The sequence below is a fragment of the Streptomyces sp. BK340 genome, assembly GCF_007827595.1.
Lineage (GTDB): Bacteria > Actinomycetota > Actinomycetes > Streptomycetales > Streptomycetaceae > Streptomyces.
The window spans coordinates 94,825-118,751 of sequence record NZ_VISR01000002.1 but is presented as its reverse complement, the minus strand read 5'-3'; the positions used below and the strand labels follow the sequence as shown (position 1 = coordinate 118,751).

The window sequence follows — 23,927 nt, the reverse complement described above, 5'->3', positions numbered from 1 at the left end:
ACATGACGTCCGCTGAAACAGCCCCACCGCCACCCATGCGGCTGCGCGAACTCGTGTTCGGCGCGGCCTGTGCCGCCGCCGTCCGGGCAGCGGCCCGGCTGGGCGTCGCCGACGCCCTCGACAACGCGCCGATGGCCGTCGAGGACCTCGCGGCCGCGGTGAAGACCGAACCGAAGCCGCTGCGCCGGCTGCTGCGCGCCCTGTCCTGCTACGGCGTCTTCGCCGAGCAGCCGGACGGCACGTTCACGCACACCGAGACGTCCCGGCTGCTGCGCGAGGACGACCCGAACAGCCTGCGCGCCATCGCCCTGTGGTGCACCGAGCCCTGGACCTGGGACGCCTGGCCCAAGCTGGACGAGGCCGTACGCACCGGCACGAACGTCGTGGAGGACCTCTACGGCAAGGAGTTCTTCACCTACCTCAACGAGGACGCCCCCGAGTCCGCGGACGTCTTCAACCGCGCGATGACCCGCTCCAGCGAGCAGTCGGCGCGGGAGGTGGCGGCCCTGCTCGACCTGTCGGGCAGCAGGTCCGTCGCGGACATCGGCGGCGGCCAGGGGCACGTGGTGGCGTGTCTGCTGGACAAGTACCCGGAGATGCGCGGCAGTCTGCTCGACCTGCCCCGGGTGGTGGAGAACGCCCTGCCGCGGCTGCGCGAGGGCGGCGATCTCGCCCACCGCGCGCGGATCGTGCCCGGCGACGTCCGGGAGGCGATCCCGGTCCAGGCCGACGTCTACATCATCAAGAACATCCTGGAGTGGGACGACGAGAGCACGGCCCGGACGCTGCGCAACGTCGTCGAGGCGGGCGGCCCCGGCACCCGGGTCGTCGTCATCGAGAACCTGGTGGACGACACCCCCTCGATGCGCTTCAGCACCGGCATGGACCTGCTGCTGCTCCTCAACGTCGGCGGGGCCAAGCACACCACCGACTCCATGGTGAGCAGGCTGACCTCGGCGGGCCTCGAGGTGGAGGACATCCGGCCGGTCAACCCGTATCTGCACGCGTTCGACTGCCACGTGCCCGGGTGACGGGACACCCGGACCCGGGACACGGAGCACACGCAGGACACAGAGCACCGGCCGCCGGGCCCGCGACGCTGCGGGCCCGGCGGCCGGTGGCCGTCCGGACGGACCGTACGGCTCAGTCGCGCTCCCAGACGTAGAAGCGGTGTGCCATCGCGTCCTTGGGGGACCTCCAGGTCTCCGGGTCGTACGCGCTGACGTACGCCTGCAGGCGATCGCTGACGTCACGGAACTCGGGGTGGTTCGTCACCTTGGCGATGGCCGGTCCCGGCTCGCGCTCGGACTCGATGAGGTGCATGTACACATCGCCGAACTGGAAGAGGCTGCGCCGGACCACACCGACGAGGTGGGGCAGCTCTCCGCGGTCGGACTCCTCGAACACCTTGGCGATGCCGGGTGCGGAGCCCGGGGCCATCCGGGCGACGATCAGGGCCTGGTGCATGGGGCCTTTTCCTCCTTCCGGTTCAGTCGGCCAGGGCCGGTGCGGGACGGTGTCCGACGGCGGCCTTCTCGATCTTGTCCCGGATGAGGGCCATCTGGACCTTGGAGTTCCGGTTGATGTTGTCGGTCATCCACTCGTCGTCGACCGGGGCGTCGGGCTTCATCGCGAAGTCCTGCGTCCAGACCATCCGGGTACCGGCCGGGACCTCCTCGTACCGCCAGTGGATGTCCATGTGGGCGAACGGGCCGGTCTCGACGCGGCGGGCCTTCACGGTGAGGGTGTCGCGGTCGGGCTCGCGCTCGGAGACCCAGCTCCAGACGACGCCGTTGTCGTCCGGGTGCATGGTCAGCCGGAACGTCGTCTTCTTCCCCTCGCGGGAGAGGACGTCGACGGACGCGTACTCGCTGAACAGCTGGGGCCAGCGCTCCAGGTCGTTGGTCATGTCCCAGACCAGGTCCAGCGGCGCGGCGATGGTGATCTCGTTCTGCGTGTGTCCTGCCATGTCAGGCTCCTGCCATCAGAGTGCTGTTGACGAGGTCGAGGAACTGCCGGGGCGTCTTGCAGCGCTCCGCGTCGGGCGGCATCGGGGTGCCGTGCGTGTTCTCCAGCTCGCCGACGATGCCGAGCAGGCCGAGCGAGTCGACGCCGAGGGCGTCGAACCCGGACTCGCCGCGCTCCAGCAGCATGTCCGGGGCCACGGTGACTCCGGCGGCCTTCTTCATCAGCGCGGACAGTTCTTCCACGGTGATCTGTGCGGTCATGCGATTCCTCCTGTACTGCTAGGCGTTCACGGCGCCGTGCCGGAGCACGAGCGCCGAGTTCGACCCCATCAGTCCCCGGCTGAGCACCAGCGCCGTACGCAGCTCGGCGACGCGGGCACGGCCGGTCACGAGGTCGAGGTCGTGGCAGACGTCGAAGACGTTCGGCGTCGGCGGGATCAGCCCGTGCTCCATCGCGAGCACGGCAGCCGCGGCGTCCAGCACGGGCGCCGCGCAGTAACCCCGGCCGATGCCGGTCTTCGGCGCCGTGACCGGCACCCGGGTGCCGTGCGCGCCGAGGGCGTCGGCGAGCGCGAGCGCCTCGGCCCGGTCCGCCTCCGGCACCCCGAGGGCGTCGGCGAAGACGACGTCGACCTCCTCGGGCGCGCAGCCGGCCTCGTCCAGGGCCTGCCGGACGGCATGGGCCAGGCCGTCCCGGGAGTCGGCCCAGCGGGAGGCACCGGTGAAGGTGGCCGCATGCCCGGCGACGAAGGCCCGGATGTCCGCGCCGCGCTCGCGGGCGGACCGCTCCGCCTCGACCACGAGCATGGCGCCGCCCTCCGCCGGCACGAAGCCGCAGGCGGCGTCCGTGAACGGGCGGTAGGCGCGGGTCGGGTCCTCCTCACGGCTCAGCTCCTCGTAACCGAGCTGGCAGACCATCGAGTACGGCGCCAGCGGCGCCTCGGTGGAGCCGGCCACGATCACGTCGGTGCCGCGCCGCACCGCCCGCGCCGCGTGCGCGAGGGCGTCCAGACCGCCGGCCTCGTCGGAGGCGACGACCGAGCAGGGGCCCTTGAACCCCCGGCGGATGGAGATCTGTCCCGTGCTCGCGGCGTAGAACCAGGCGATGGACTGGTACGGGCCGACGAACCGGCTGCCCTTGCCCCACAGCTGCTGCAGCTCGCGCTGGCCGAACTCACCGCCGCCGGACCCGGCAGCGGTGACCACACCGATGGAGTAGGGCTCCCCGGAGGTGTCGGCCTGCCCGAGCCGGGCGTCTTCCAGTGCGAAGTCGGCCGCGGCCATGGCGAAGTGCGTGAACCGGTCGGTCTGGACGAGGAACCGCTCCTCGATCGTCACTGCCGGATCGAAGGCGCGGACCTCGCCGGCCACCTTCAGCGGAAGGTGCTCACAGCCCTCGCGGGTGATGCGGTCGAGGGCGCTGAGACCTCCCTGGGTGGCCTTCCAGAAGGTGTCGGTGCTGGTGCCGTTGGGCGCGACCACCCCGATGCCGGTGACGGCCGCGCGCCGGTCATGCGGTTCGCTCATCTTGTCCTCTCCCTAGTCCGGTCCCTCGTCCGGGTCAGGACCACCGCGGACTGGAAACCTCCGAACCCGCTGCCCACGGACAGGACGCTGGTCAGCTTCCGTTCGCGGGCGACACGCGGGACGTAGTCCAGGTCGCACTCGGGGTCGGGGGTCTCGTAGTTCGCGGTAGGGGGTACGACCTGCTTGGCCAGGGCCAGCACGCACGCGACCACCTCGATCGCCCCGATCGCCCCGAGGGAGTGCCCCACCATCGACTTGATGGAGCTCATGGGGGTGTCGTAGGCGTGGTGGCCGAGCGCCCGCTTCACGGCCGCCGTCTCATGGCGGTCGTTCTGCCGGGTGCCGGAGCCGTGCGCGTTGACGTAGTCGATCGCCGTGGGGTCGAGCCGGGCGTGGTCGAGCGCGGTGTCGATCGCCCGGGCCATCTCCAGGCCCTCGCTGGTCAGTCCGGTCATGTGGTAGGCGTTGCCGAAGGTGGCGTAGCCGCTCAGTTCGCAGTACACGTGCGCGCCACGGGCCCGCGCGTGTTCCAGCTCCTCCAGGACGAGCACCGCACCGCCCTCGCCCATGACGAACCCGTCACGGTTGTTGTCGAAGGGCCGGGAGGCGTGTGCCGGATCGTCGTTGTTCGGGGACGTGGCCTTGATCGCGTCGAAGCACGCCATGGTGATCGGGGAGATCGGCGAGTCCGACGCGCCCGCTATGCAGATGTCGGCCCGGCCCTCCTCGACGGTGTGGAAGGCGTACCCGACCGCGTCCAGTCCCGAGGTGCAGCCGGTGGAGACGGTCTGCACCGGGCCCTGGGCGCCGAAACGTTCCGCCACCGCGGAGGCCACCGTGCTGGGCGAGAACGCCCGGTGCAGATGCGGCTCCGCCTCGCGGTCGTCGACGTCCCAGCGCTGCCCGCGGTGGCTGACCAGGACGTAGTCGTGCTCCAGGCGGGTGGTGCCGCCGACCGCGGTGCCCACCGAGACCCCGACCCGCCAGGGATCCACCCGGGCCAGGTCGAGACCCGAGTCCCGGACCGCCTCCTCCCCGGCGACCAGGGCGAACTGGATGTACCGGTCCGCCCGGGCGGCCTGGTCCGCGTCCAGGCCGTGCGCCGCCGGGTCGAAGTCGCACTCCGCCGCGATCTGCGACCTGAGTCCCGAAGGGTCGAAGAAGGTTATGCCCCGCGTCGCGGTCCGGCCGTCGGCAAGCAGATCCCAGAATGCCGGTACGCCGATGCCGCCCGGAGCAACGATGCCTATGCCAGTGACCGCCACGCGCCGGGTCATGACCGAACCCGGCCCCGGTCGGCCGCGTGCGCGGCACCTGCCTCGGTGATCACCGCGGCGGCCCCGATGACCTCCGTCTCCTCGGTGTCGACATGGCCCAGCTGAGGCCTGGGCGCCAGCGGACCGAGGTGGAAGACGATCCGCGCCTCCACCTTGCCGACGTTGCGGAACCGGTGCTTCATGTGGGCCGGGATCATCAGGCCCTGCTCGGGCCGCAGCGCGTGCGGCTCACCGTCCAGGTCCACCTCCAGCTGCCCGCAGACGACGTAGACGAACTCCTCGGAGTACGGGTGGTAGTGCTCCCCGATGCGGTCACCGGGCTGCACGATGGCCACGCCCATGAAGCCGCTGGTGGAGCCGACCGTGGCCGGGGTGAGCATGGCGCGCAGGTCGCCACCTCGCCGGACGTTGGGCTCGACCTCACTGAGGTCCACGATTTTCGGACGGGGTTTGACGGACAACGTTGCCTCCGTTGGATGTGTCGTAGCGTCGGCGCTCGGCGGTCGGGGAAGACCCGGCCGCCGGATCAGGCGCCCGGCGAGCGGCGATCGGTGATCAGGTCCATACGGGCGACCTCGGCGGCGAGCAGCTCCCGCACCTCGGCGGCCATCCGGGGCTCTCGCGGCAGCACCTCGGCCTCCTGGTCGCCGCGCATGTCGACCAGGCGCACGACCACGTCGTCCCGCTGGAAGACCGTGCTGCGCAGCACGGGACTCGCCGCGTCCTCCGTGGCCGCGGAGTCGGCCTGCGCGATCAGCTCGGCCAGCCGCATCCCGTGACCGGACCGGGCCGGGTAGCACAGGGCCTGCCGCCTGCCCTCCGACTGGTCCTCCGTGCCCACGTGGTGCACGGCCGGCAACGCCGCCCGGGTGAAGAACATCCGGGCCGATTCCTGGTCGTCGAGGTCCCGGTCCTGCTCCAGGTACGGGTTGATCGCCTCCTCGACGGCCCGCACCTCAGGCTGCACGGCCACGTGCCGGAGCGCCGCGAGCAGGTCGCCGCGCACCTCGATGGCCCGCACCACCCGATTGCCGTGCATGAACAGCGAGGTCCGGCACAGCCGGGTCGTGTCGTCCACCCGGGCCTCGGGCGAGGCGTAGTCGGCGAGGATCTTCGCGACCTTCTTCTCGCTGCCCGGCTTGACCGTGAAGGTCAGCGCGTGCCGGATCACACCGTCGCCGATGCGCGGGTGAGCCTGCAGCCGGCGCTCCGCCGACTGCGTCTGCGCGGCGCCGCTGGTCTCCCGCACGATGTGGAAGCGCAGCGACCGGGTGTCCCGGACGCAGCTGTGCAGCGGCTGCACCATCCGCACGTGCTCCTCGCTGTTCACCCAGGTGAGGAACGGCGGGGCACTCTCCCACTCACTTGTGATGAGCCATTGGGAGGGATTCTCGATGGACTGGCAGAGTTGGTCGCTGACATGGCCGGGCACCGATGCAACCTGCTTGCACAGCTTCTCGTACGCCTCGAGGAACTGCTGCTGTGCGCCGTCGTAGACGTCGACCAGGAGGACGACCCGGAGCCGGGAGCCGTCGAACACGGACTGGGACACACGCTTCGAGACCTCGCGTGTCAGCTTTTCTGAAAGACGTTCAGACGTCGTGGTCATCCTGCACACATCTCCTTCGCGGGGCAGAGGCGTCGCCGGCCGCGAGTGACGCGACGGCAGCGTTCCTTGATCCTGTGCCGGTCCCCACCACCCCGCGACTCGTATGAACCACGTGGGTGATTGGGCACGCGGAGCGGGTGCCACCGGGCATGAGAACTCACAGGCGCCCACACGCGCACTCCTGCCTCTGGAGGCACCGATGCATCAAAAAGCCGACCACCGGGTTCCCGTCCTCATCGTGGGCGGCTCTCTGGTGGGCCTGTCCATGTCCGTGTTCCTGGGCCGTCTCGGTGTGCGGCACATGCTCGTCGAACGGCACTCGGGGACCTCGGTCCACCCGCGCGGACGCGGCAACAACGTGCGGACGATGGAACTGTTCCGGGTGGCCGGCATCGAACCGGACATCAGGACGGCGGCCTCACTCCTCGCCGACAACCACGGCATCCTGCAGACGCCGACCCTCGCCGGGGACGCGGGCGAATGGCTGTTCAAGCACATCGACCCGGGCGGCGGACTCGCGAGGTTCAGCCCCACCGGCTGGTGCCTGTGCAGCCAGAACGACCTCGAACCGGTCCTGCTCGACAACGCCCGGGAACTCGGCGGCGACCTGCGCTACCACCACCAGATGGAGTCCTTCGAGCAGGACGCCTACGGGGTGACGGCGGTCATCCACGACCGCGCCGGCGACGAGCGCTGCACCGTCCACGCCGACTACCTGATCGCCGCCGACGGCCCGCGCAGCCCGGTCCGCACCGCGCTGGGCGTCGGCCAGACGGGCCCCGGCGACCTCTTCGCGAACGTCAGCGTCACCTTCCGCTCCGCGGACCTGGCCGAGGTGGTCGGCGACCGCCGCTTCATCTGCTGCTACCTCACCGACCCGGACGCCGACGGCGCCCTCCTGCCCGTCGACAACAAGGAACACTGGGTCTTCCACGCACCCTGGCACCCCGAGTACGGCGAAACGCTGGAGGAGTTCACCGAGGAACGCCTGCGGCGCCACATCCGCAAGGCGGTGGGCGTGCCCGGCCTCGACGTGGAAATCACCGGAAAGGCGTCCTGGCGTGCCGCCGAACGGGTTGCCGACCAGTACTCCACCGGCCGCGTCTTCCTCGTCGGCGACTCCGCCCACGAGATGTCCCCGACCGGCGCCTTCGGCTCCAACACCGGCATCCAGGACGCCCACAACCTGGCGTGGAAACTGGCCGCCGTCCTGGCCGGCTGGGCCGGCCCCGGCCTGCTCGACTCCTACGACGCCGAGCGCCGCCCGGTCGCCCTCGCCACCAGCGCCCGCGCCTCCGCCCGCTCGGTCGAGCACAGCCACCCCGGCTTCGCCCCCGCCCCCGGCGTCGGCGCCGGCAAGCGCGGCGGCATCCTCAACGTCGTCCTCGGCTACCACTACCCGCACGGCGCCGTCCTCGGCACCGACCCCGAGCAGCCGGTCGTGGCCGACGACCTGGACCTGACCGGCCGGCCCGGCACCCGCGCCCCCCACCTCTGGCTGCGCCGCGCCGGCACCCGCCTGTCCACCCTCGACCTCTACGAACGCTCCCTGGTCCTGCTCACCGACGCCCCGGACGACGCGGGCTGGCACGCGGCGGCCCGCCGGATCGCCGACACGGACGGAGTACGGCTGGACGCGTACCGGATCGGCCCCGGCGCCGACGCGGACCTGACGTACGACACCGAGGGCACCGACTGGGCCCAGGCCCACGGCACCAGCGCCGACGGCGCTGTCCTGGTCCGCCCGGACGGATTCGTGGCCTGGCGGGCGACCGGCGCCGCCCCCGACCCGGAAGCAGAGCTGCGAAAAGCCCTGCGAACCCTGCTCCACACGGCCTGACCTGCACAAACGACAGAGGCCACCCGCGCTGGGCGCGGGTGGCCTCTGTGTGTGGAGCCCCCTGTCGGATTCGAACCGACGACCTGTTGTTTACAAGACAACCGCTCTGGGCCGGACTGAGCTAAGGAGGCATCGCGCCCTACAACGCCGTACGCGAAGGCGGCTCCACTGTACACAGAGCCCCTTTCCCCAAGCCACGAAGTTCCGCACTCCGTTCGGCCTCAAAACCGTGCGTAACCATCCGCGCACCCGTTCGTTGATCGATCTGACGTGCTGTTCCGAAGATCGGACCGTCGGGGGGATTCATGGAGGAGTCGGAGGCCCAGCGCGTCAAGCGCGAGGTCCTCGGCATCGGCGACCGCCGGAAGCACCACACGCGTACGACGACCCCGCTGAAGGCCCACGCCAAGGAGCCTGACACGCACCACCGCGTCTACCGCTTCCGCTTCTATCCGACCGAGGAGCAGGCGGAGCGGTTGGAGCGGACGTTCGGGGCGGCCGTGAATCTGCGCGATGAGGGTATGCGGCTGTACTGGCTGGAAGCCATAAGCAAGGCCAAAAGTGCGGTGCTCTGACCCCCTCTCGAAAATTACCGCGAAGTTCACAGCGGTCCGGGTACTGACAGACCGAGTGAACGCCAGGTACCGTCCTGAGCCAGTTCACTCGCGTGGACTACACCAACCACCTTCCTACAACGGATCGTCCGGCACGTTCCTGCCGGTAGAAGGGGGCCCATTCACCATGGCCACTGTCACGTTCGACAAGGCGACCCGGATCTACCCGGGTTCCACGAAGCCCGCCGTCGACCAGCTCGAGATCGCGATCGAGGACGGCGAGTTCCTCGTCCTGGTCGGCCCGTCCGGTTGTGGAAAGTCCACCTCCCTGCGGATGCTCGCGGGCCTGGAGGACGTCAACGGCGGCGCCATCCGCATCGGTGACCGCGACGTCACACACCTGCCGCCCAAGGACCGGGACATCGCCATGGTGTTCCAGAACTACGCGCTCTACCCGCACATGACGGTCGCCGACAACATGGGCTTCGCGCTCAAGATCGCCGGCGTCAACAAGGCGGAGATCCGGCAGAAGGTCGAGGAGGCCGCGAAGATCCTCGACCTCACCGAGTACCTGGACCGCAAGCCGAAGGCGCTCTCCGGCGGTCAGCGCCAGCGTGTCGCCATGGGCCGCGCCATCGTCCGTGAGCCGCAGGTCTTCCTCATGGACGAGCCGCTGTCCAACCTGGACGCCAAGCTCCGCGTCTCGACCCGTACGCAGATCGCGTCCCTGCAGCGCCGCCTCGGCATCACCACCGTCTACGTCACCCACGACCAGGTCGAGGCCATGACGATGGGCGACCGCGTGGCGGTCCTCAAGGACGGTCTGCTCCAGCAGGTCGACTCGCCGCGGAACATGTACGACAAGCCCGCGAACCTCTTCGTCGCCGGCTTCATCGGCTCCCCCGCCATGAACCTGGTCGAGGTCCCGATCACCGACGGCGGCGTGAAGTTCGGCAACAGCGTCGTGCCCGTCAACCGGGAGGCCCTGAAGGCCGCCGCCGACAAGGGTGACCGCACGGTGACCGTCGGTGTCCGGCCCGAGCACTTCGAGGTGGTCGAGCTGGGCGGCGGTGCCGCCGCCTCCCTGTCCAAGGACACCGAGGACGCACCTGCCGGTCTCGCCGTCTCCGTGAACGTCGTCGAGGAGCTGGGCGCCGACGGCTACGTCTACGGCACCGCCGAGGTCGGCGGCGAGGTCAAGGACCTGGTCGTCCGCGTGGGCGGCCGCCAGGTGCCGGAGAAGGGCGCCACCCTGCACGTCGTGCCGCGTCCGGGCGAGACCCACGTGTTCTCGACCTCGACGGGCGAGCGCCTCTCCGACTGACCGCCCTGAGCAGGGCGTTTTCACGCAGGTTGACGAGCAGGGCCCCGCGGAACCCCGCGGGGCCCTGCTCATTGCCATGAAATACCCCGGCACAGCGATCATTTCGGGCACCGCGCGTCAACGCTTTACCCAGAAACTGGCGCCACTTCATCCCCCGTAAGGGTGACTAAATGTCGCCAAATCAGTACCGAGCGCTACCCTCACACGCGTGAAGCACTCCACCAACCCTCAGACACGACGCGGCCATCGGGGCGGCCCTGCCCGCCGGATCGGCCGCACTCTCGCCCTCGTCCTGCCCGTCGTCCTGGTGCTCTCCGGAACCCTCGCGGTCACCCGGGTCAACTGGACGGGGAGCCCCTCCAGCTCGGTGCTCACCGCCTCGGACGTCTCCTCTGCGGAGGTCTCCGGCAAGGCGGTCTCCCGCGCCCCGCAGGACGTGCTCCGCGACCAGCTGATGACCGAGCTGCAGGACAAGAACCCGGGCGTGGTCCTCACCCACCTCCAGCAGGCGGTCAACGGGCACCCCGCGCTGGCGAAGCACTGCACCTCCATCGCCCGCGCCCTGGGCAGGGCGGCGGTGCGCATCTACGGCGCCTCGCGCGCCCAGTCGTACGCCCGCCCGGTCTGCGACACGGCCTTCGCCACGGGGGTCCTGGCCGCGCACAGCTGAGTGCCGGTTCGGAACTCGGTAACGGCTCCTTAAGGAGCACGTTGCCGGCGGAATTCCGGCCGGGGCGCCACGTACAGTTCGGGACATGACCCACCCGAGCGCCGCGTTGCGCCCCACTCAAGCCGTCGTCCTGGCCGGTGGCCAGGGCTCACGGCTGCGTCCCTACACCGACGACCGACCCAAGCCGATGGTCGAGATCCCCGGTACGGGCACCCCGATCATCGGCCACCAGCTGGCCTGGCTCGCCGAAGAGGGCGTGACGGACGTGGTGGTCTCCTGCGGCCACCTCGCCGAGGTCCTGCAGAAGTGGCTGGACACGGCCGACCTGCCCGTCTCCGTCACCACTGTCGTCGAGACGGAGCCCCTGGGCCGCGGCGGCGGCCTCAAGTACGCCGCCGCGCACCTCCCCCACCCCGACCGGCCCTGGTACGCCACCAACGGCGACATCTGGACCCGCTTCTCCCTGCGGGACATGGCCGACTTCCACACCGAGCGGGACGCCGTCGCCACGCTGGCGCTGGCCCGGCCCCGGATTCCCTGGGGTGCGGTGAAGACCGACGGCTTCGGGCACATCACCGACTTCATCGAGGCACCGCCGTCGCCGTTCGAGATCAACGCGGGTGTGTACGTGTTCTCGCCCGAGTTCGGGAAGCTGCTGCCCGAGCGGGGGGACCACGAGCGGACGACGTTTCCCCGGCTGGCGCGGGAACGGAAGCTGTTCGGGTTCCCGATTCCGCAGGGGGCCTACTGGCGGGCCATCGACACGGCCAAGGACCTGACCGAGGCGGCCAAGGAACTGGCCGCGCTGGGTCGCTGACGGGCTCGCCCTCCACATGGCGAAGGGGCCCCGTACCTTCGGTGGTACGGGGCCCCTTGCTGTCCTGTTCTGTCAGCCCAGGATGCCGCCCACCAGGCCCGGCTGGCCGGTGGACGTGGTGCCGCCGGAGGTGCCGGTGCCGCCTGTGGAGGTGCTGCCGCCCGTCGAGGTGCCGCCCGTGGTGGTCGGGCCCGCCGTGGTGCTGGGGGCGCCGCCCGTCGGGGAGGACTGGCGGGGCGGGACCTGACCCGTGGTGCCCTGGGTCTGGGTGGGCGTCGTGGTGGTCGCGCCCGCGCTCTGGCTGGCGCCCGGGGTCGCGGACGCCCCGGAGGGGCTCGCACCGGCCGTGGCACCGCCCGTGGGTGAGGTGGAGGCCGACGGGCTCGTCCGCTGCCGCCGAGTGGGCTCCTCGGGCAGCGGGGAGCCCGGCATGTTGTTGCGCGGGGCCTCGCCGGGGCCGGGGACGACCACGCGGCTGGAGTCGCGTACGGCGCCGCCCAGCAGGGAGCCGGCGAGCAGGGTGAGGCCGACGGTGACCGCCGTGACGAGCGAGCCGCGGCGCAGGACGTAGCGGCGCAGCTCCCAGATGTCGGAGCGGGGGCCGAGCCGGCGCCAGGCGCTGCCGGCGAGGCGGCCGTCGACGGAGTAGACGGGGGCGCCGGCGATGATCAGCGGGGACCAGGCGGCGAGGTAGATGATGTCGGGGGTGTCGTAGACGGGGACCGTCTTCCAGCTGACGGTGACGATCAGGGCGGCGGAGAGCAGGGCGCCGACCACGGCGGCGACGCGCTGCCAGCAGCCGAGGATGGTCAGGACGCCCACGACCACCTGGAGGAAGGCGATGACCAGGCCGGAGCCGACCGGGTGGTGCAGGGCGAACTGCCGCAGCGGCTCGGCGACTTCCCAGGGGTGCAGGGTGTTGAGCCACTTGACCATGGAGCCGCGCTTGCCGCCGTCGAAGTAGACGGGGTCGCACAGCTTGCCCATGCCGGCGTAGATGGAGATGAAGCCGAGGAAGATGCGCAGGGGGAGCAGGACCACGCCGAGGTTCATCCGGCGGCCGGGGTAGTAGGCGTGCCGGGCCGGGTCGTCGCCGTGCCGCTTGGCGGGGCGTTCGCCCTCCCCGGCGCTCTCCTCGTAGCGGTCGAACTCGTCGTAGTGGTCGAACTCGTCGTCGGCGTAGACCGGTTCGTCGTAGGCGCTGCCGGCCGTGCGCATGTGCGGCAGGAGCCGGGTGCCGTCCTCGGGGGCGGTGCGCTGATGGCCGACGACGGGGGTCTCGACGGTCTGGTCGAACTCGTCGTAGCGGTCGCCGTAGCCGGTCCCGACGCGCGGGATGACCTGGGTGGCGCCGGCCTCGACGGGCTCGTCGGCATGACGGACGCTGCTGCCCCGCACAGCCTGGAGCAGCCGGTGGGCGCCGGTGTCGTCGGGGGCCGACCTGCCGCTCCACACGACGGGGCGGCGGCGGCCGACCGCGGCGCCGGCCCGGCCCCCCGTGCCCATGGCCGGCATACGGGCGGTGTCCTGGGTGGCGCTCAGGTGCCCGGCGATCCGCGGGGATTGGCTGCGTTTCGCCGACGCGCCCAGCTGCACGCGGAAGCTGGCGTGATTGACGATGACCTGCGCCGGATCGCTCAGCACCTTCACCATGCTCAGCGCGGGAGCGTCGTCGAATCCCGACGAGCGGTCCCCCGTGGGTGTGCGGGGTGTTCTGGTGTCCACACTCATCTAACCGAGTGACGTGGAGTTAGGACACTGCCTTGGCCGGGCGGATGTGTCCGGACCGCGTCAAAGCGGCCCGGAACACCATATGGCTGCCTGAATTACCCCGTACGAGTGAGGCGACGGACGCTTGTTCAGTCGCGTCGGCGAGCCGCCTCGTACAGGACGATTCCCGCCGCCACACCGGCGTTGAGGGACTCCGCACCACCCGGCATCGGGATCCGGACGCGGTGGTCGCAGGTTTCGCCGACCAGACGGGACAGGCCCTTGCCCTCGCTGCCGACCACGATCACGACCGGGCCCCCGAGAGCCTCCAGCTCGCCGAGTTCGACCTCGCCGTCGGCGGCCAGGCCGACGACCGTGATGCCGGCCTTCTTGTAGGCCTCCAGGGCGCGGGTCAGGTTGGTGGCACGGGCGACCGGCGTGCGGGCGGCCGTACCGGCGGAGGTCTTCCAGGCGCCGGCGGTCATGCCGGCCGCACGGCGCTCGGGGACGACGACGCCGTGGCCGCCGAAGGCGGAGACGGAGCGGACGACCGCGCCGAGGTTGCGCGGGTCGGTGACGCCGTCGAGCGCCACGATCAGCGGGTCCTCGCCCTCGTCGTAGGCGGCCTCGGCGAGGTCCTCCGGGTGCGCGTACTCGTACGGCGGGACCTGCAGGACCAGACCCTGGTGGTTCAGGCCGTTGGTCATGCGGTCCAGCTCGGGGCGCGGGGCCTCCATGAGGTTGATGCCACCGCGCTCGGCGGCGAGCTGGAGGGCCTCGCGGACGCGCTCGTCGTTGTCGATGAACTGCTGGACGTAGAGGGTGGAGGCCGGTACGCCCTCGCGCAGCGCCTCGACGACCGGGTTGCGGCCGACGACCAGCTCGGACGACGACCTGCCGCCCCGGCCCCTGGGCACCGGGCGGCGCACCGCCTGCTTGGCCTTGGCGTTGGCGATGCGGTTCTTCTTGTGGCCCTTGCGCATCTCGGCGGGCGGGGTCGGACCCTTGCCCTCCAGGCCCTTGCGCCGCTGGCCGCCACTGCCGACCTGCGCGCCCTTCTTGCCGGACATGCGGCGGTTGTTCGCGGCCATGAGTTACCCGTCTCCGTGAGCTTCGTACGTACGTCTTATGCAGTGTGCCGCCCGGAGGGCCGGGCGGCACAGTCGATCAAGCAGCGGGCTAGCGCGGGCCGAGGCTCCAGCGCGGGCCCTGCGGGCTGTCCTCGATGACCAGACCGGACTGGTTGAGCTGGTCACGGATGGCGTCGGCGGTGCCCCAGTCCTTGCGGGCGCGGGCGGACTCGCGCTGGTCGAGGACGAGCCGGACGAGGCTGTCCACCACGCCGTGCAGGTCTTCGCCCCGGTCGGCGCCCTCGCCGGCCCACTGCGCGTCCAACGGGTCGAGGCCGAGGACGCCGAGCATGGCCCGCACCTCGGCGAGCCGGGCCACGGCCGCTTCCTTGTCGTCGGCGGCCAGCGCGCTGTTGCCCTGCCGGACCGTGGTGTGCACGATCGCCAGGGCCTGCGGGACGCCCAGGTCGTCGTCCATCGCCTCGGCGAAAGCGGGCGGGACCTCGGCGGCCGGCTCGACCGTCTTCCCGGCCAGCTCGATGACCCGCTGCACGAAGCCCTCGATCCGCGCGAACGCCGACTCGGCCTCGCGCAGCGCCTCCTCGCTGTACTCGATCATCGAGCGGTAGTGCGGGGTGCCCAGGTAGTAGCGCAGGACGATCGGGCGCCACACCTTGACCATCTCGCTCACGAGGACCGAGTTGCCCAGCGACTTGGACATCTTCTCGCCGCTCATGGTGACCCAGGCGTTGTGCACCCAGTACTGGGCGAAGTCGTCGCCGAACGCCTTGGCCTGGGCGATCTCGTTCTCGTGGTGCGGGAAGATCAGGTCGAGGCCGCCGCCGTGGATGTCGAAGGCGGAGCCGAGGTACTTGTGCGCCATGGCGGAGCACTCCAGGTGCCAGCCGGGGCGCCCGCGGCCCCACGGCGTCTCCCAGTCGGGCTCGCCCGGCTTGGAGGCCTTCCACATGGCGAAGTCGCGCGGGTCGCGCTTGCCGGTGATGCCCTCCTCTGCGGGCTGCCGCATCTCGTCCAGGTCCTGCTTGGACAGCTCCAGGTAGGAGGGCCAGGAGCGGACGTCGAAGTAGACGCTGCCGTCGGCCTCGTAGGCGTGGCCGCGCTCGATGAGGGTGCGCATCATCTCGACCATCTCGGTCACGTGCCCGGTGGCGCGCGGCTCGTAGGTCGGGGGGAGGCAGCCGAGGGCGTCGTAGCCGTCGTTGAAGGCGCGCTCGTTCTCGTACCCGATCGACCACCAGGGGCGGCCCTGGTCGGCAGCCTTGGCGATGATCTTGTCGTCGATGTCCGTGACGTTCCTGATGAACGTCACGTCGTAGCCGCGGTACTGGAACCAGCGGCGCATGATGTCGAAGTTGAGGTACGAGCGGACGTGCCCGATGTGCGGTGCCGCCTGCACGGTGGCGCCACACAGGTAGATCGAGACACAACCCGGCTGGAGCGGGGTGAAGTCACGGATCTGCCGGGCGCTGGTGTCGTACAGGCGAATGGTCACCACTCCAGGGTAGTGGGCCGGGAGTGGTGCCTCGTGCCGCTTGCCTCACATCATCCCGACGACCTTCCGGGGAGTGATCCGCACGACCACCCGCTCCGCGTCATCGGCCGAAGCCGGATTGAACTCCGCGTACTTCTTGCCGGTGTATTTCACCGACAGTTCGTCGATCAGTTCTTCGCCGCCCTGCGTGGTCATTTCCGCGGTGCCCCGGATCTCGCCGTAGACGTACGGCATCGCGGGGTCCTGGACGACGACGCTCACCCGGGGGTCGCGGTCGAGGTTCTTCTTCTTGCGGCGGTCGACGGTCGTGGAGAACAGGATCTGGTCGCCGTCCCGTTTCACCCACACCGGGGACAGCTGGGGGCTGCCGTCGGGCTGGACCGTGCCGACCACGATGAAGACGGGACCGTCGAGCAGGGACTTGAGCCGGTCGGACAGGGCGGTGGACATGGGGGTACCTCCGGACCTAGGGGCGGGTCACCGGTCGCTCTGCAGGCACCCTCGCACGCCCTCAGCCCACCCGCACCACGAGCGCCGTGGCCACCGCCATCAGCCCCTCCTCGCGGCCGGGGAAGCCGAGGCCGTCCGTCGTCGCGCCGGACACCGACACCGGTGCGCCCGCCGCCTCGGAGAGGATCTTCTGGGCCTCGTCGCGGCGCTTGCCGATCTTCGGGCGGGGGCCCACGACCTGGACGGCGATGTTGCCGACGGCGAACCCGGCCTCGCGGACGATCCGGGCGGCCTCGGTCAGCAGCGTGATCCCGGACGCGCCGGACCACTCGGGCCGGCCGGTGCCGAAGTGCTGGCCGAGGTCGCCGAGCCCGGCGGCGGAGAAGAGCGCGTTGCAGGCGGCGTGGGCGACGACGTCGGCGTCGGAGTGCCCGGCCAGGCCGGGACCCTCGCCCTCCCACTTCAGGCCGGCGCACCACAGCTCACGGCCTTCCTCGAAGGCGTGGATGTCGGTGCCGATGCCGACCTGGGGGAGCCCGGGCAGCCCGCCCGGCGGCTGCCGCAGGCCAGATGCCTCAGAAGCCATCGTTCAGCCTCCTGCGGGCCAGGACCGCCTCGGCGAGGACGAGGTCGAGGGGGCGGGTGACCTTGAAGGCCTCCTCGTGGCCGGGGACGGTCACGACCCCGAGGCCGAGCTGCTCGACCATGCTCGCGTCGTCGGTGACGTCCTCGGTGACGGTCTCGTGGGCGCGGACCAGGGTCTCCCGGTCGAAGCCCTGGGGCGTCTGCACGGCCCGCAGCCGGGCCCGCTCGGGCGTGGCCACGACCGGCTCGGGGGCGCCGGCGACGGCCGCGGGCTCGACCTCCTTGACGGTGTCGGCGAGCGGCAGCGCGGGGACCACGGCCGGGGCACCGTCGCGCACGGCCTCGATGACCGCGTCGACGGTGTCGACGGGGACGAGCGGGCGGGCCGCGTCGTGGACGAGGACGACGCCGTACTCGGGCGGCAGGGCGTCGAGGCCGAGCCGGACCGACTCCTGGCGGCTGTCACCGCCGGGGACGACGAGGAAGTCGGTGCGCTCGGGCAGCGCGTGCGCGTCGAGCAGGGACTTGACCTCGGCGGCGCCCTCCGGCGGGGCGACGACGATCACCAGGGAGACATGGCGGGACGCGGCGAGGGCGCGGACCGCGTGGATCAGCATCGGCGTGCCGTTCAGCGCGCGGAGCGCCTTGGGGGCGCCCGGGCCGAGCCGTACGCCCCGGCCGGCGGCGGGAATCACGGCGGCGACGGGGATCTGCGCGGGTGCGGGGCGCGAATCGTCAGACATCGGTTCCTGTCAGGTTTGTGTGCTCGACCTAGGTGGGTATGGCCTGGAGGAGTGCCGGGCGCGAAGCCTTGACCGGACCCTTCCGTGACCCTGGTCGAGCCATCTGCCCGGGCCCGGCACACCAAGTATCGGGGGGCTTCCCCCGAGATGAACGACAGGCGGTCCGACGGTCTCACGACGGTCGGACCGGTGCGGGGACGAACATGCCGCAGCGCCCGGCGACAGGATCAGTGTCATCGGGCACCGCGGCATTTCACTGTGCTGATCGGGCTGCGGGCAGCCGGAGCCGCCAGTGGCGCGTCAGGAGGCGAGCACCTCGTCGAGCAGGGCCTCGGCCTTGTCCTCGTTCGTGTTCTCCGCGAGGGCGAGCTCGCTCACCAGGATCTGGCGAGCCTTGGCGAGCATGCGCTTCTCGCCGGCGGAGAGACCGCGCTCGCGCTCACGACGCCACAGGTCACGCACGACTTCCGCGACCTTGATGACATCGCCGGAGGCGAGCTTCTCCAGGTTTGCCTTGTAGCGACGGGACCAGTTCGTGGGCTCCTCGGCGTACGGCGCGCGCAGCACCTCGAAGACCCGGTCCAGCCCGTCCTGACCGACCACATCACGCACGCCCACGAACTCAGCATTGTCCGCTGGCACACGCACTGTCAGGTCACCCTGGGCGACCTTCAGCACCAAGTAGGTCTTGTCCACGCCTTTGATCTGGCGAGTTTCGATGGCCTCGATCAGCGCGGCCCCGTGATGGGGATAGACCACGGTGTCGCCAACCTTGAACGTCATGTGACAGGTACCCCTTCCGTGGCTATCCAGGGTAACACGGATACAGCGTGTTCTGAATGGCGTTTTCGCAGGTCAGGGCATATCTCGGGGCTTGACAACAGCAACAGGAACGTGCTGCGACGGCACCCGCCGAGCCGAGATGCAACAGGTATTCGCAGGTCGGAGCAGCTCTCCGGGCGAGGCGAAACGCGTACGTCACAACCTCGCGGAGTCCCGCCCAAGAGGTTGAACATCCCGATTTGTCCACTTCCAAGCGTACGACTTCCGCTACTCCGTTCGGCCGCAGGAGCCGGGTACGAGACGAATCCGGAATTGATCACAGGAGGCCCGACGGGCACCGGATGATCAATATCCGAGGTGGCCATGCATTCCTTCACGGAAAATTTTCGAAGCGTGTTGCGGGGATGCGGACCGCGGTCTTGCGGGCGCGTTATGTGAATGGCGGACGAGCGTCTCGGCGAAGTGACTCGTGAGTCACTTGTGGGCAGTGAGGTACCCCCACCCGGAGGGAAGCCCGGTGCTCGGGGGAGGGTCGGGTGCGGCCGCGTGGGAACGGCTCGGTAACCTAAGGCCGCTGACAGACACTTAGGGTGGCTTTATAAGGGGAGCCGCCCCTGCGTTCAAGGAGTTGCCGCCGCCGTGAGCAGCAGCCTTCGACGCGGCGCCCTCGCCGCATCCGCCATCGTCTTCTCGATCGCCTCGCTCGCCGCCTGTGGCGCCGGCAACAACTCGCAGACCCTGCAGATCAAGCCGGACAACGCGGCGACCAGCGTCGGCGACATCATGATCCAGAACGCCGCGATCATCACCCAGCCCGACCTGAAGGCGTCCGGCCCGGCCGTCATCTCCGCGACCGTCTTCAACAGGGGCAACACGAACCAGACCCTGCAGTCGATCTCCGTCGAGGGCAGCAGCCAGCCGGTCAAGCTGTCCGCCGCCAAGGGCCAGAGCCTGACGGTCCCGGCGCACGGCTCTCTGGTGCTCGGCGGCAAGGACAACGCGTCCGCCGTGATCGCCAGCGGCCGTGAGGCGGTCCAGGACGGCAACGCGCAGAAGGTGACCTTCACCCTCAGCAAGACCGGTCCGGTGAGCCTGCGCGCGTTCGTGGTCCCGGCCACCAGCTACTTCACCGGCTGGGGCCCGAGCGAGATCCCGACCGCCCCGGCGACCGCCACCGCCGCGCCGGGCGCGACCGCGTCCGGCAACGGCAAGCCGGGCAAGGGCGGCAAGGGCGGCAAGAGCAGCCCGTCGGCGACCGCCACGGACACCGCGACCACGGGCGCGACCCCGAGCGACTCGGCGTCGCAGTCGGCCGCGGGCAACTGAGCAACAGCCGAGACATGAGAAGGGCGGCACCCCACTGTGGGGTGCCGCCCTTCTCATGTGCGCGGTGCGCCTCGTACGACTGCCGTACGGCGCAGCGCTGCCGTACGGCTTAGGGCTCGAACTTGTAGCCCAGGCCCCGCACCGTCACCAGGTACCGCGGCGCACCCGGGTCCGGCTCGATCTTCGCGCGCAGGCGCTTGACGTGGACGTCGAGGGTCTTGGTGTCGCCCACGTAGTCGGCGCCCCAGACCCGGTCGATGAGCTGCATGCGGGTCAGGACGCGGCCGGCGTTGCGCAGGAGCATCTCCAGGAGGTCGAACTCCTTCAGCGGGAGGTCGACCTTCGAGCCCGACACCGTCACGACGTGGCGGTCGACGTCCATGCGGACCGGGCCCGCCTCAAGGGCGGCCGGGGTGACCTCCTCCGGCTCGCCGCGACGGCGCAGGACGGCACGGATGCGGGCCACCAGCTCGCGCGAGGAGAACGGCTTGGTGACGTAGTCGTCGGCTCCTATTTCGAGACCCACGACCTTGTCGATCTCGCTGTCCTTGGCGGTCACCATGATCACGGGAACGTTGGAGCGGCCGCGCAGCTGCCGGCACACCTCCGTGCCGGGCAGCCCCGGCAGCATCAGGTCGAGGAGGACGAGGTCGGCGCCGTTGCGCTCGAACTCGTCGAGTCCGTCGGGGCCCGTGGCCGCCACGGCGACCTCGAAGCCCTCCTTGCGGAGCATGTACGACAGGGCGTCGGAGAAGGACTCCTCGTCCTCGACGACGAGCACACGGGTCACGGAAGGACCTCCGGGGCGGGAAGCGGTTCGTACTGGGGTGAGTCGGCGGTGCCGCCGGCCTCGTCGTCGAGGTCGGGGTGCTGCTGTGCACGGTCGCGGGCCGCACCCGCCTCCGGCAGCCTGAGGGTGAAGGTGGAGCCCTGGTTCTCGGCGCTCCAGACCGTGACCTCCCCGCCGTGCGAGGCGGCCACGTGCTTCACGATCGCGAGACCCAGACCGGTGCCTCCGGTCTGCCGGGAGCGGGCCGGGTCCACGCGGTAGAAGCGCTCGAAGATGCGCTCCTTGTCCTTGTCGGAGATGCCGATGCCCTGGTCCGTGACGGCGAGTTCGATCATGTCGCCGCCCGGGGCGTTGACCCGGCGGGCTGCGATGCCGACGCGGGTGCGGGCCGGGGAGTAGTTGACGGCGTTCTCGACGAGGTTGCCGAGGGCGGCGGCGAGCTGGCCGCGGTTGCCCCAGACGTGCAGGTCGGCGGTGCCGCCGGCGGCCATCGTGATCTGCTTGGTGCCCGCCTGGTGGCGGCAGCGGTCGATGGCCTCGGCGACGAGATCGTCCACGTGGACGGGTTCGGCGTCCTCGAGGGGGTCGTCGTTCTGGACCCGCGAGAGGTCGATCAGTTCCTGGACCAGGTTGGTCAGCCGGGTCGCCTCGATCTGCATGCGGCCCGCGAAGCGCTGCACGGCCTCGGGGTCGTCCGAGGCGTCCATGACGGCCTCGGAGAGCAGGGAGAGCGCGCCGACGGGCGTCTTCAGCTCATGGCTCACGTTGGCCACGAAGTCGCGCCGTACGGCCTCGATCCGGCGGGCCTCGGTGAGGTCCTCGACCAGCAGCAGGACCAGGCGGGAGCCGAGCGGGGCCACGCGCGCGGAGACGGCGAGGGCCTCGCCCCGTCCGGTGCCGCGCCGGGGCAGGTCCAGCTCGACCTGGCGTATCTCCCCGTCCCGGCGGGTGTCCCGGGCCATCAGGAGCATGGGCTCGATGGCGAGCTTGCCGCCGCGGACCAGCCCGAGGGCGTACGCGGCGGAGCTCGCCTTGACGACGCCGTCGGCCTCGTCGAGGACGACGGCCGAGGAGCGGAGCACCGACAGAACGGTGTCCACGCCGGGCGGGAGTACGGGATCGGTGTGCAAAGAAGTCCTGGTCGGTCGCTTCTGGTCGCGTTCGCTCCAGCGGAACGCCAGCATGGCGATGACACCGGTGAGCACCCCGGCGATCGCTGCCGCTGCGGCGACCGCCGCGTTCACGTCCATGCGTCCAGGTTAGGCATGGCGTACGACATGACCACAGCCGTCGGAGTGCGACCTCGGCCACTCGTCGCCCAGAGTTCACCTTGGAGCCAGTAGTGGTTCATTTGGGGTGGCAGAAACGGACGCGTGCGGGCCGGAACGTGGGAGCGTGGGGTTCGCACCGCCGGTTTCGCCACGGGGCGCCTGGTGTCACGGCCCCCGGAAGCCCCGAAAGAGAACATACGAGAGGGAACCCTGATGCGGGACGCGTACCACGAGGAACTTGACTCGATCGGCGACGGTCTGGTGGAGATGGCCCGGCTGGTCGGGTCGGCCATCGGGCGCGCCACGACGGCCATCCTCGACGCCGACCTGAAGCTGGCCGAGAGCGTCATCGAGGCCGACCAGAAGGTGGACGAGCTCCAGCACGACCTGGAGGCGCGGGCGATAGCCCTGCTCGCCCGCCAGCAGCCGGTGGCGACCGACCTCCGGATCGTCGTCACGTCGCTGCGCATGTCCGCCGACCTGGAGCGCTCCGGCGACCTCGCCCAGCACGTGGCGAAGCTGGCCCGGCTGCGCTTCCCCGCGCGCGCGGTCCCGCACGACCTGCACGCCACCATCCTGGAGATGGGCCAGCTCGCGCAGCGCCTGATGGCGAAGGCCGCCGAGGTGATCGTGACGAAGGACGTCGACCTCGCCCTCCAGCTGGAGCACGACGACGACGAGATGGACCAGCTGCACCGCACGCTCTTCCAGCACCTGATCGACGAGCGCTGGAAGCACGGCATCGAGACGGCTGTCGACGTGACCCTGCTGGGCCGCTACTACGAGCGGTACGCCGACCACGCGGTGGCCGTCGCCAAGCGCGTCGTCTTCCTGGTCACGGGCGAGCACGCGGACGAGCTGCAGCCCGACATCCAGCCCGTCACCGGGGCCGACGAAGCCTGACGCCCGCGCTGCCCGGGGGCTCGAAGGCCGTCGGGCAGGGCGCGCGGACGCCTCTGTGCGCCGTTGATGCGCCCAGAGAAACGGGCATGGAATGGGCGAGGGCACCTGGCCCCAGTGTCGAGGAGGGACCCATGGCCGAATCCCCCAGCACCACGCCCGACCCCACCCAGGAGCGCGAGACCGACCAGCCCGCCGAGATGAGGAGCCTGCCGCTCGTGGCCGCGTGCGGCTGCGGTTCCGGCTGCGGCTGCGGCTGCCAGTCGGGCGCTCCCTGCCAGTGCGGCTGACGACGTACGACCTGTGAGGGGCTCCGGTGACTCCGGGGCCCCTCACTTCGTCCGCCGGCCACCGGCTACCGGAGGCCGGGTCCGCAGGCCAGGACCCTCCGGGCGAGCTGGCTGACCGTGCGGCCCTCGGCGAAGGCGCGGGCACGGATCCGGTCCAGGGCCTGCTCGGGGTCCAGGTCCAGCTGCACCATCAGCATGCCGACGGCCTGCTGCACCTCGGTGTGATCGGCCTGCGAGGCGCTCACCCAGGACGTCGTGTCCCAGTCCTCTTCCCTGGGCCGCAGCTCCGTCAGGGCGTCCGTCATCGCTTCCCGCACCCACAGCGCGGTCCGCAGATCCGGCTCGGACAGTGCGCCGGGCCGGTCGCAGTACAGGTCGAGGGTGCCGATGGCGATGCCGGTGACGCCCAGCGGCAGGGAGAACACGGCGGCCGCGCCGAGCCCGACGGCCTCGTGCGCGAAGACCGGCCAGCGGCAGGTGTCGCGCCGACCGGCGAGGTCGGCCGCGAAGACCGGGGCGCCCTGGTCGAGGGCGGTCTGGCAGGGCCCCTCCCCCACGGTGTACTGCAGCTCGGCGAGCCGTGCGGCGACCTGGTCGCTGGCGCACCAGGTCACCCGGATCCCGCGCCCGCCGGACAGCGACACGGAGGCGCCGGTGACGGGCAGCAGCCGTACGCACGCCCTGCAGAGCGCGTCGGGAACCCGCCACGGATCCCCGGCCCCCCGCGCTGCCGCGGCGAGCGCCGCGCCGACCCGCGACCGCCCCTCAGCCTCCGAGGGCACACCGCCCCCGGCCGACTGCTGGGACTGCCCGTACTGCATGGTCATCACCCCGGCACGGCGTGCGGTGAGCGGATCCGTGCCTGCCGGGTTCCCCGGTTGAGCGGAGCTAGTGCTCGACGCGTCGGGCCG

General features: G+C 70.9%; 26 protein-coding genes and 1 tRNA gene. 9 read left to right on the top strand and 18 right to left on the bottom strand.

Annotated elements, in window-relative coordinates; genetic code table 11:
• Positions 1 to 2: 2 nt before the first annotated feature.
• A complete protein-coding gene (locus FB157_RS03895) occupies positions 3 to 1,031 on the top strand; it encodes a methyltransferase (protein ID WP_145875973.1) in 1,029 nt (342 codons plus the stop codon).
• A 112-nt stretch (positions 1,032 to 1,143) separates the two neighbouring features.
• Here the strand turns inward: FB157_RS03895 and FB157_RS03890 are convergent, their stop codons facing one another.
• The 7 genes from FB157_RS03890 to FB157_RS03860 form a co-directional block, all read right to left on the bottom strand.
• Positions 1,144 to 1,467 carry a TcmI family type II polyketide cyclase gene (locus FB157_RS03890; RefSeq protein ID WP_145875972.1) on the bottom strand — a complete coding sequence of 108 codons (324 nt, stop codon included), beginning with the start codon at positions 1,465 to 1,467 and terminating at the stop codon, positions 1,144 to 1,146.
• Between the two features lie 22 nt (positions 1,468 to 1,489).
• Positions 1,490 to 1,969, bottom strand: a complete 480-nt coding sequence (locus FB157_RS03885) for an SRPBCC family protein (RefSeq protein ID WP_145875971.1) — start codon at positions 1,967 to 1,969, stop codon at positions 1,490 to 1,492.
• A gap of 1 nt (position 1,970) precedes the next feature.
• Positions 1,971 to 2,228 carry an acyl carrier protein gene (locus FB157_RS03880; protein WP_145875969.1) on the bottom strand — a complete coding sequence of 86 codons (258 nt, stop codon included), beginning with the start codon at positions 2,226 to 2,228 and terminating at the stop codon, positions 1,971 to 1,973.
• An 18-nt stretch (positions 2,229 to 2,246) separates the two neighbouring features.
• The gene (locus FB157_RS03875) at positions 2,247 to 3,494 is read right to left on the bottom strand and encodes a ketosynthase chain-length factor (RefSeq protein WP_145875967.1); all 1,248 of its coding nucleotides are present in this window, start codon (positions 3,492 to 3,494) and stop codon (positions 2,247 to 2,249) included.
• The gene (locus tag FB157_RS03870; protein WP_145875966.1) at positions 3,491 to 4,771 is read right to left on the bottom strand and encodes a beta-ketoacyl synthase; all 1,281 of its coding nucleotides are present in this window, start codon (positions 4,769 to 4,771) and stop codon (positions 3,491 to 3,493) included. Before FB157_RS03870 ends, FB157_RS03875 begins: the two co-directional genes overlap by 4 nt.
• Positions 4,768 to 5,205, bottom strand: a complete 438-nt coding sequence (locus tag FB157_RS03865) for a cupin domain-containing protein (protein WP_145876757.1) — start codon at positions 5,203 to 5,205, stop codon at positions 4,768 to 4,770. The genes FB157_RS03870 and FB157_RS03865 overlap by 4 nt, the downstream gene beginning before the upstream one ends.
• Before the next feature lie 92 nt (positions 5,206 to 5,297).
• Positions 5,298 to 6,380 carry a SchA/CurD-like domain-containing protein gene (locus tag FB157_RS03860; RefSeq protein WP_145875964.1) on the bottom strand — a complete coding sequence of 361 codons (1,083 nt, stop codon included), beginning with the start codon at positions 6,378 to 6,380 and terminating at the stop codon, positions 5,298 to 5,300.
• A 199-nt stretch (positions 6,381 to 6,579) separates the two neighbouring features.
• Here FB157_RS03860 and FB157_RS03855 point away from each other — a divergent pair, with 199 nt between their 5' ends.
• Positions 6,580 to 8,220: an FAD-dependent monooxygenase gene (locus tag FB157_RS03855; protein ID WP_145875963.1), complete on the top strand. Its 1,641-nt coding sequence runs from the start codon at positions 6,580 to 6,582 to the stop codon at positions 8,218 to 8,220.
• Positions 8,221 to 8,272: 52 nt separating this feature from the next.
• On the opposite strand, the gene FB157_RS03850 is transcribed toward FB157_RS03855, so the two are convergent.
• Positions 8,273 to 8,351 (bottom strand) — tRNA-Thr (locus FB157_RS03850).
• 174 nt (positions 8,352 to 8,525) lie between these two features.
• Here FB157_RS03850 and FB157_RS03845 point away from each other — a divergent pair.
• From FB157_RS03845 to FB157_RS03830, 4 genes are all read left to right on the top strand, one after another.
• Entirely contained in the window at positions 8,526 to 8,795 is a 270-nt protein-coding gene (locus FB157_RS03845) for a helix-turn-helix domain-containing protein (protein ID WP_261386152.1), read from the top strand.
• Positions 8,796 to 8,961: 166 nt separating this feature from the next.
• Complete coding sequence (locus FB157_RS03840; RefSeq protein WP_145875961.1) at positions 8,962 to 10,098, top strand: ABC transporter ATP-binding protein; 1,137 nt, start codon at positions 8,962 to 8,964, stop codon at positions 10,096 to 10,098.
• Positions 10,099 to 10,306: 208 nt separating this feature from the next.
• Positions 10,307 to 10,768 (top strand): hypothetical protein, encoded by a 462-nt coding sequence (locus tag FB157_RS03835; RefSeq protein WP_145875959.1) that lies wholly within the window; start codon positions 10,307 to 10,309, stop codon positions 10,766 to 10,768.
• Between the two features lie 85 nt (positions 10,769 to 10,853).
• Positions 10,854 to 11,585: a nucleotidyltransferase family protein gene (locus FB157_RS03830; RefSeq protein ID WP_145875957.1), complete on the top strand. Its 732-nt coding sequence runs from the start codon at positions 10,854 to 10,856 to the stop codon at positions 11,583 to 11,585.
• A gap of 72 nt (positions 11,586 to 11,657) precedes the next feature.
• Here FB157_RS03830 and FB157_RS03825 read toward each other — a convergent pair whose 3' ends face one another.
• The 7 genes from FB157_RS03825 to FB157_RS03790 form a co-directional block, all read right to left on the bottom strand.
• Positions 11,658 to 13,316: a DoxX family protein gene (locus FB157_RS03825; protein ID WP_186581332.1), complete on the bottom strand. Its 1,659-nt coding sequence runs from the start codon at positions 13,314 to 13,316 to the stop codon at positions 11,658 to 11,660.
• A gap of 128 nt (positions 13,317 to 13,444) precedes the next feature.
• A complete protein-coding gene (gene rlmB, locus FB157_RS03820) occupies positions 13,445 to 14,386 on the bottom strand; it encodes a 23S rRNA (guanosine(2251)-2'-O)-methyltransferase RlmB (RefSeq protein WP_145875955.1) in 942 nt (313 codons plus the stop codon).
• Between the two features lie 88 nt (positions 14,387 to 14,474).
• On the bottom strand, positions 14,475 to 15,878 hold the full coding sequence (gene cysS, locus FB157_RS03815) for a cysteine--tRNA ligase (protein WP_145875953.1): 1,404 nt from the start codon (positions 15,876 to 15,878) through the stop codon (positions 14,475 to 14,477).
• Between the two features lie 45 nt (positions 15,879 to 15,923).
• A complete protein-coding gene (locus tag FB157_RS03810) occupies positions 15,924 to 16,328 on the bottom strand; it encodes a PPOX class F420-dependent oxidoreductase (RefSeq protein WP_145875951.1) in 405 nt (134 codons plus the stop codon).
• A 61-nt stretch (positions 16,329 to 16,389) separates the two neighbouring features.
• Positions 16,390 to 16,914 (bottom strand): 2-C-methyl-D-erythritol 2,4-cyclodiphosphate synthase, encoded by a 525-nt coding sequence (gene ispF, locus FB157_RS03805; protein ID WP_145875949.1) that lies wholly within the window; start codon positions 16,912 to 16,914, stop codon positions 16,390 to 16,392.
• Positions 16,904 to 17,656 (bottom strand): 2-C-methyl-D-erythritol 4-phosphate cytidylyltransferase, encoded by a 753-nt coding sequence (ispD, locus tag FB157_RS03800; protein WP_145875947.1) that lies wholly within the window; start codon positions 17,654 to 17,656, stop codon positions 16,904 to 16,906. Before ispD ends, ispF begins: the two co-directional genes overlap by 11 nt.
• 300 nt (positions 17,657 to 17,956) lie before the next feature.
• Positions 17,957 to 18,439, bottom strand: coding sequence for a CarD family transcriptional regulator (locus FB157_RS03790; RefSeq protein WP_003953493.1), 483 nt, complete (start codon positions 18,437 to 18,439; stop codon positions 17,957 to 17,959).
• Positions 18,440 to 19,078: 639 nt separating this feature from the next.
• Here FB157_RS03790 and FB157_RS03780 point away from each other — a divergent pair.
• Positions 19,079 to 19,765, top strand: coding sequence for a DUF461 domain-containing protein (locus FB157_RS03780; RefSeq protein ID WP_145875945.1), 687 nt, complete (start codon positions 19,079 to 19,081; stop codon positions 19,763 to 19,765).
• A 109-nt stretch (positions 19,766 to 19,874) separates the two neighbouring features.
• On the opposite strand, the gene FB157_RS03775 is transcribed toward FB157_RS03780, so the two are convergent.
• Both FB157_RS03775 and FB157_RS03770 read right to left on the bottom strand, forming a co-directional pair.
• Positions 19,875 to 20,555 (bottom strand): response regulator transcription factor, encoded by a 681-nt coding sequence (locus FB157_RS03775; protein WP_010358452.1) that lies wholly within the window; start codon positions 20,553 to 20,555, stop codon positions 19,875 to 19,877.
• Entirely contained in the window at positions 20,552 to 21,805 is a 1,254-nt protein-coding gene (locus tag FB157_RS03770; protein ID WP_145875943.1) for a cell wall metabolism sensor histidine kinase WalK, read from the bottom strand. Before FB157_RS03770 ends, FB157_RS03775 begins: the two co-directional genes overlap by 4 nt.
• A 234-nt stretch (positions 21,806 to 22,039) precedes the next feature.
• Here FB157_RS03770 and phoU point away from each other — a divergent pair, with 234 nt between their 5' ends.
• Both phoU and FB157_RS47110 read left to right on the top strand, forming a co-directional pair.
• Positions 22,040 to 22,729: a phosphate signaling complex protein PhoU gene (gene phoU, locus FB157_RS03765; protein WP_145875941.1), complete on the top strand. Its 690-nt coding sequence runs from the start codon at positions 22,040 to 22,042 to the stop codon at positions 22,727 to 22,729.
• Positions 22,730 to 22,860: 131 nt separating this feature from the next.
• Positions 22,861 to 23,016: a hypothetical protein gene (locus FB157_RS47110; protein WP_179851626.1), complete on the top strand. Its 156-nt coding sequence runs from the start codon at positions 22,861 to 22,863 to the stop codon at positions 23,014 to 23,016.
• 65 nt (positions 23,017 to 23,081) lie between these two features.
• On the opposite strand, the gene FB157_RS03760 is transcribed toward FB157_RS47110, so the two are convergent.
• A complete protein-coding gene (locus FB157_RS03760) occupies positions 23,082 to 23,837 on the bottom strand; it encodes a GAF and ANTAR domain-containing protein (RefSeq protein ID WP_145875939.1) in 756 nt (251 codons plus the stop codon).
• Positions 23,838 to 23,927: the final 90 nt, after the last annotated feature.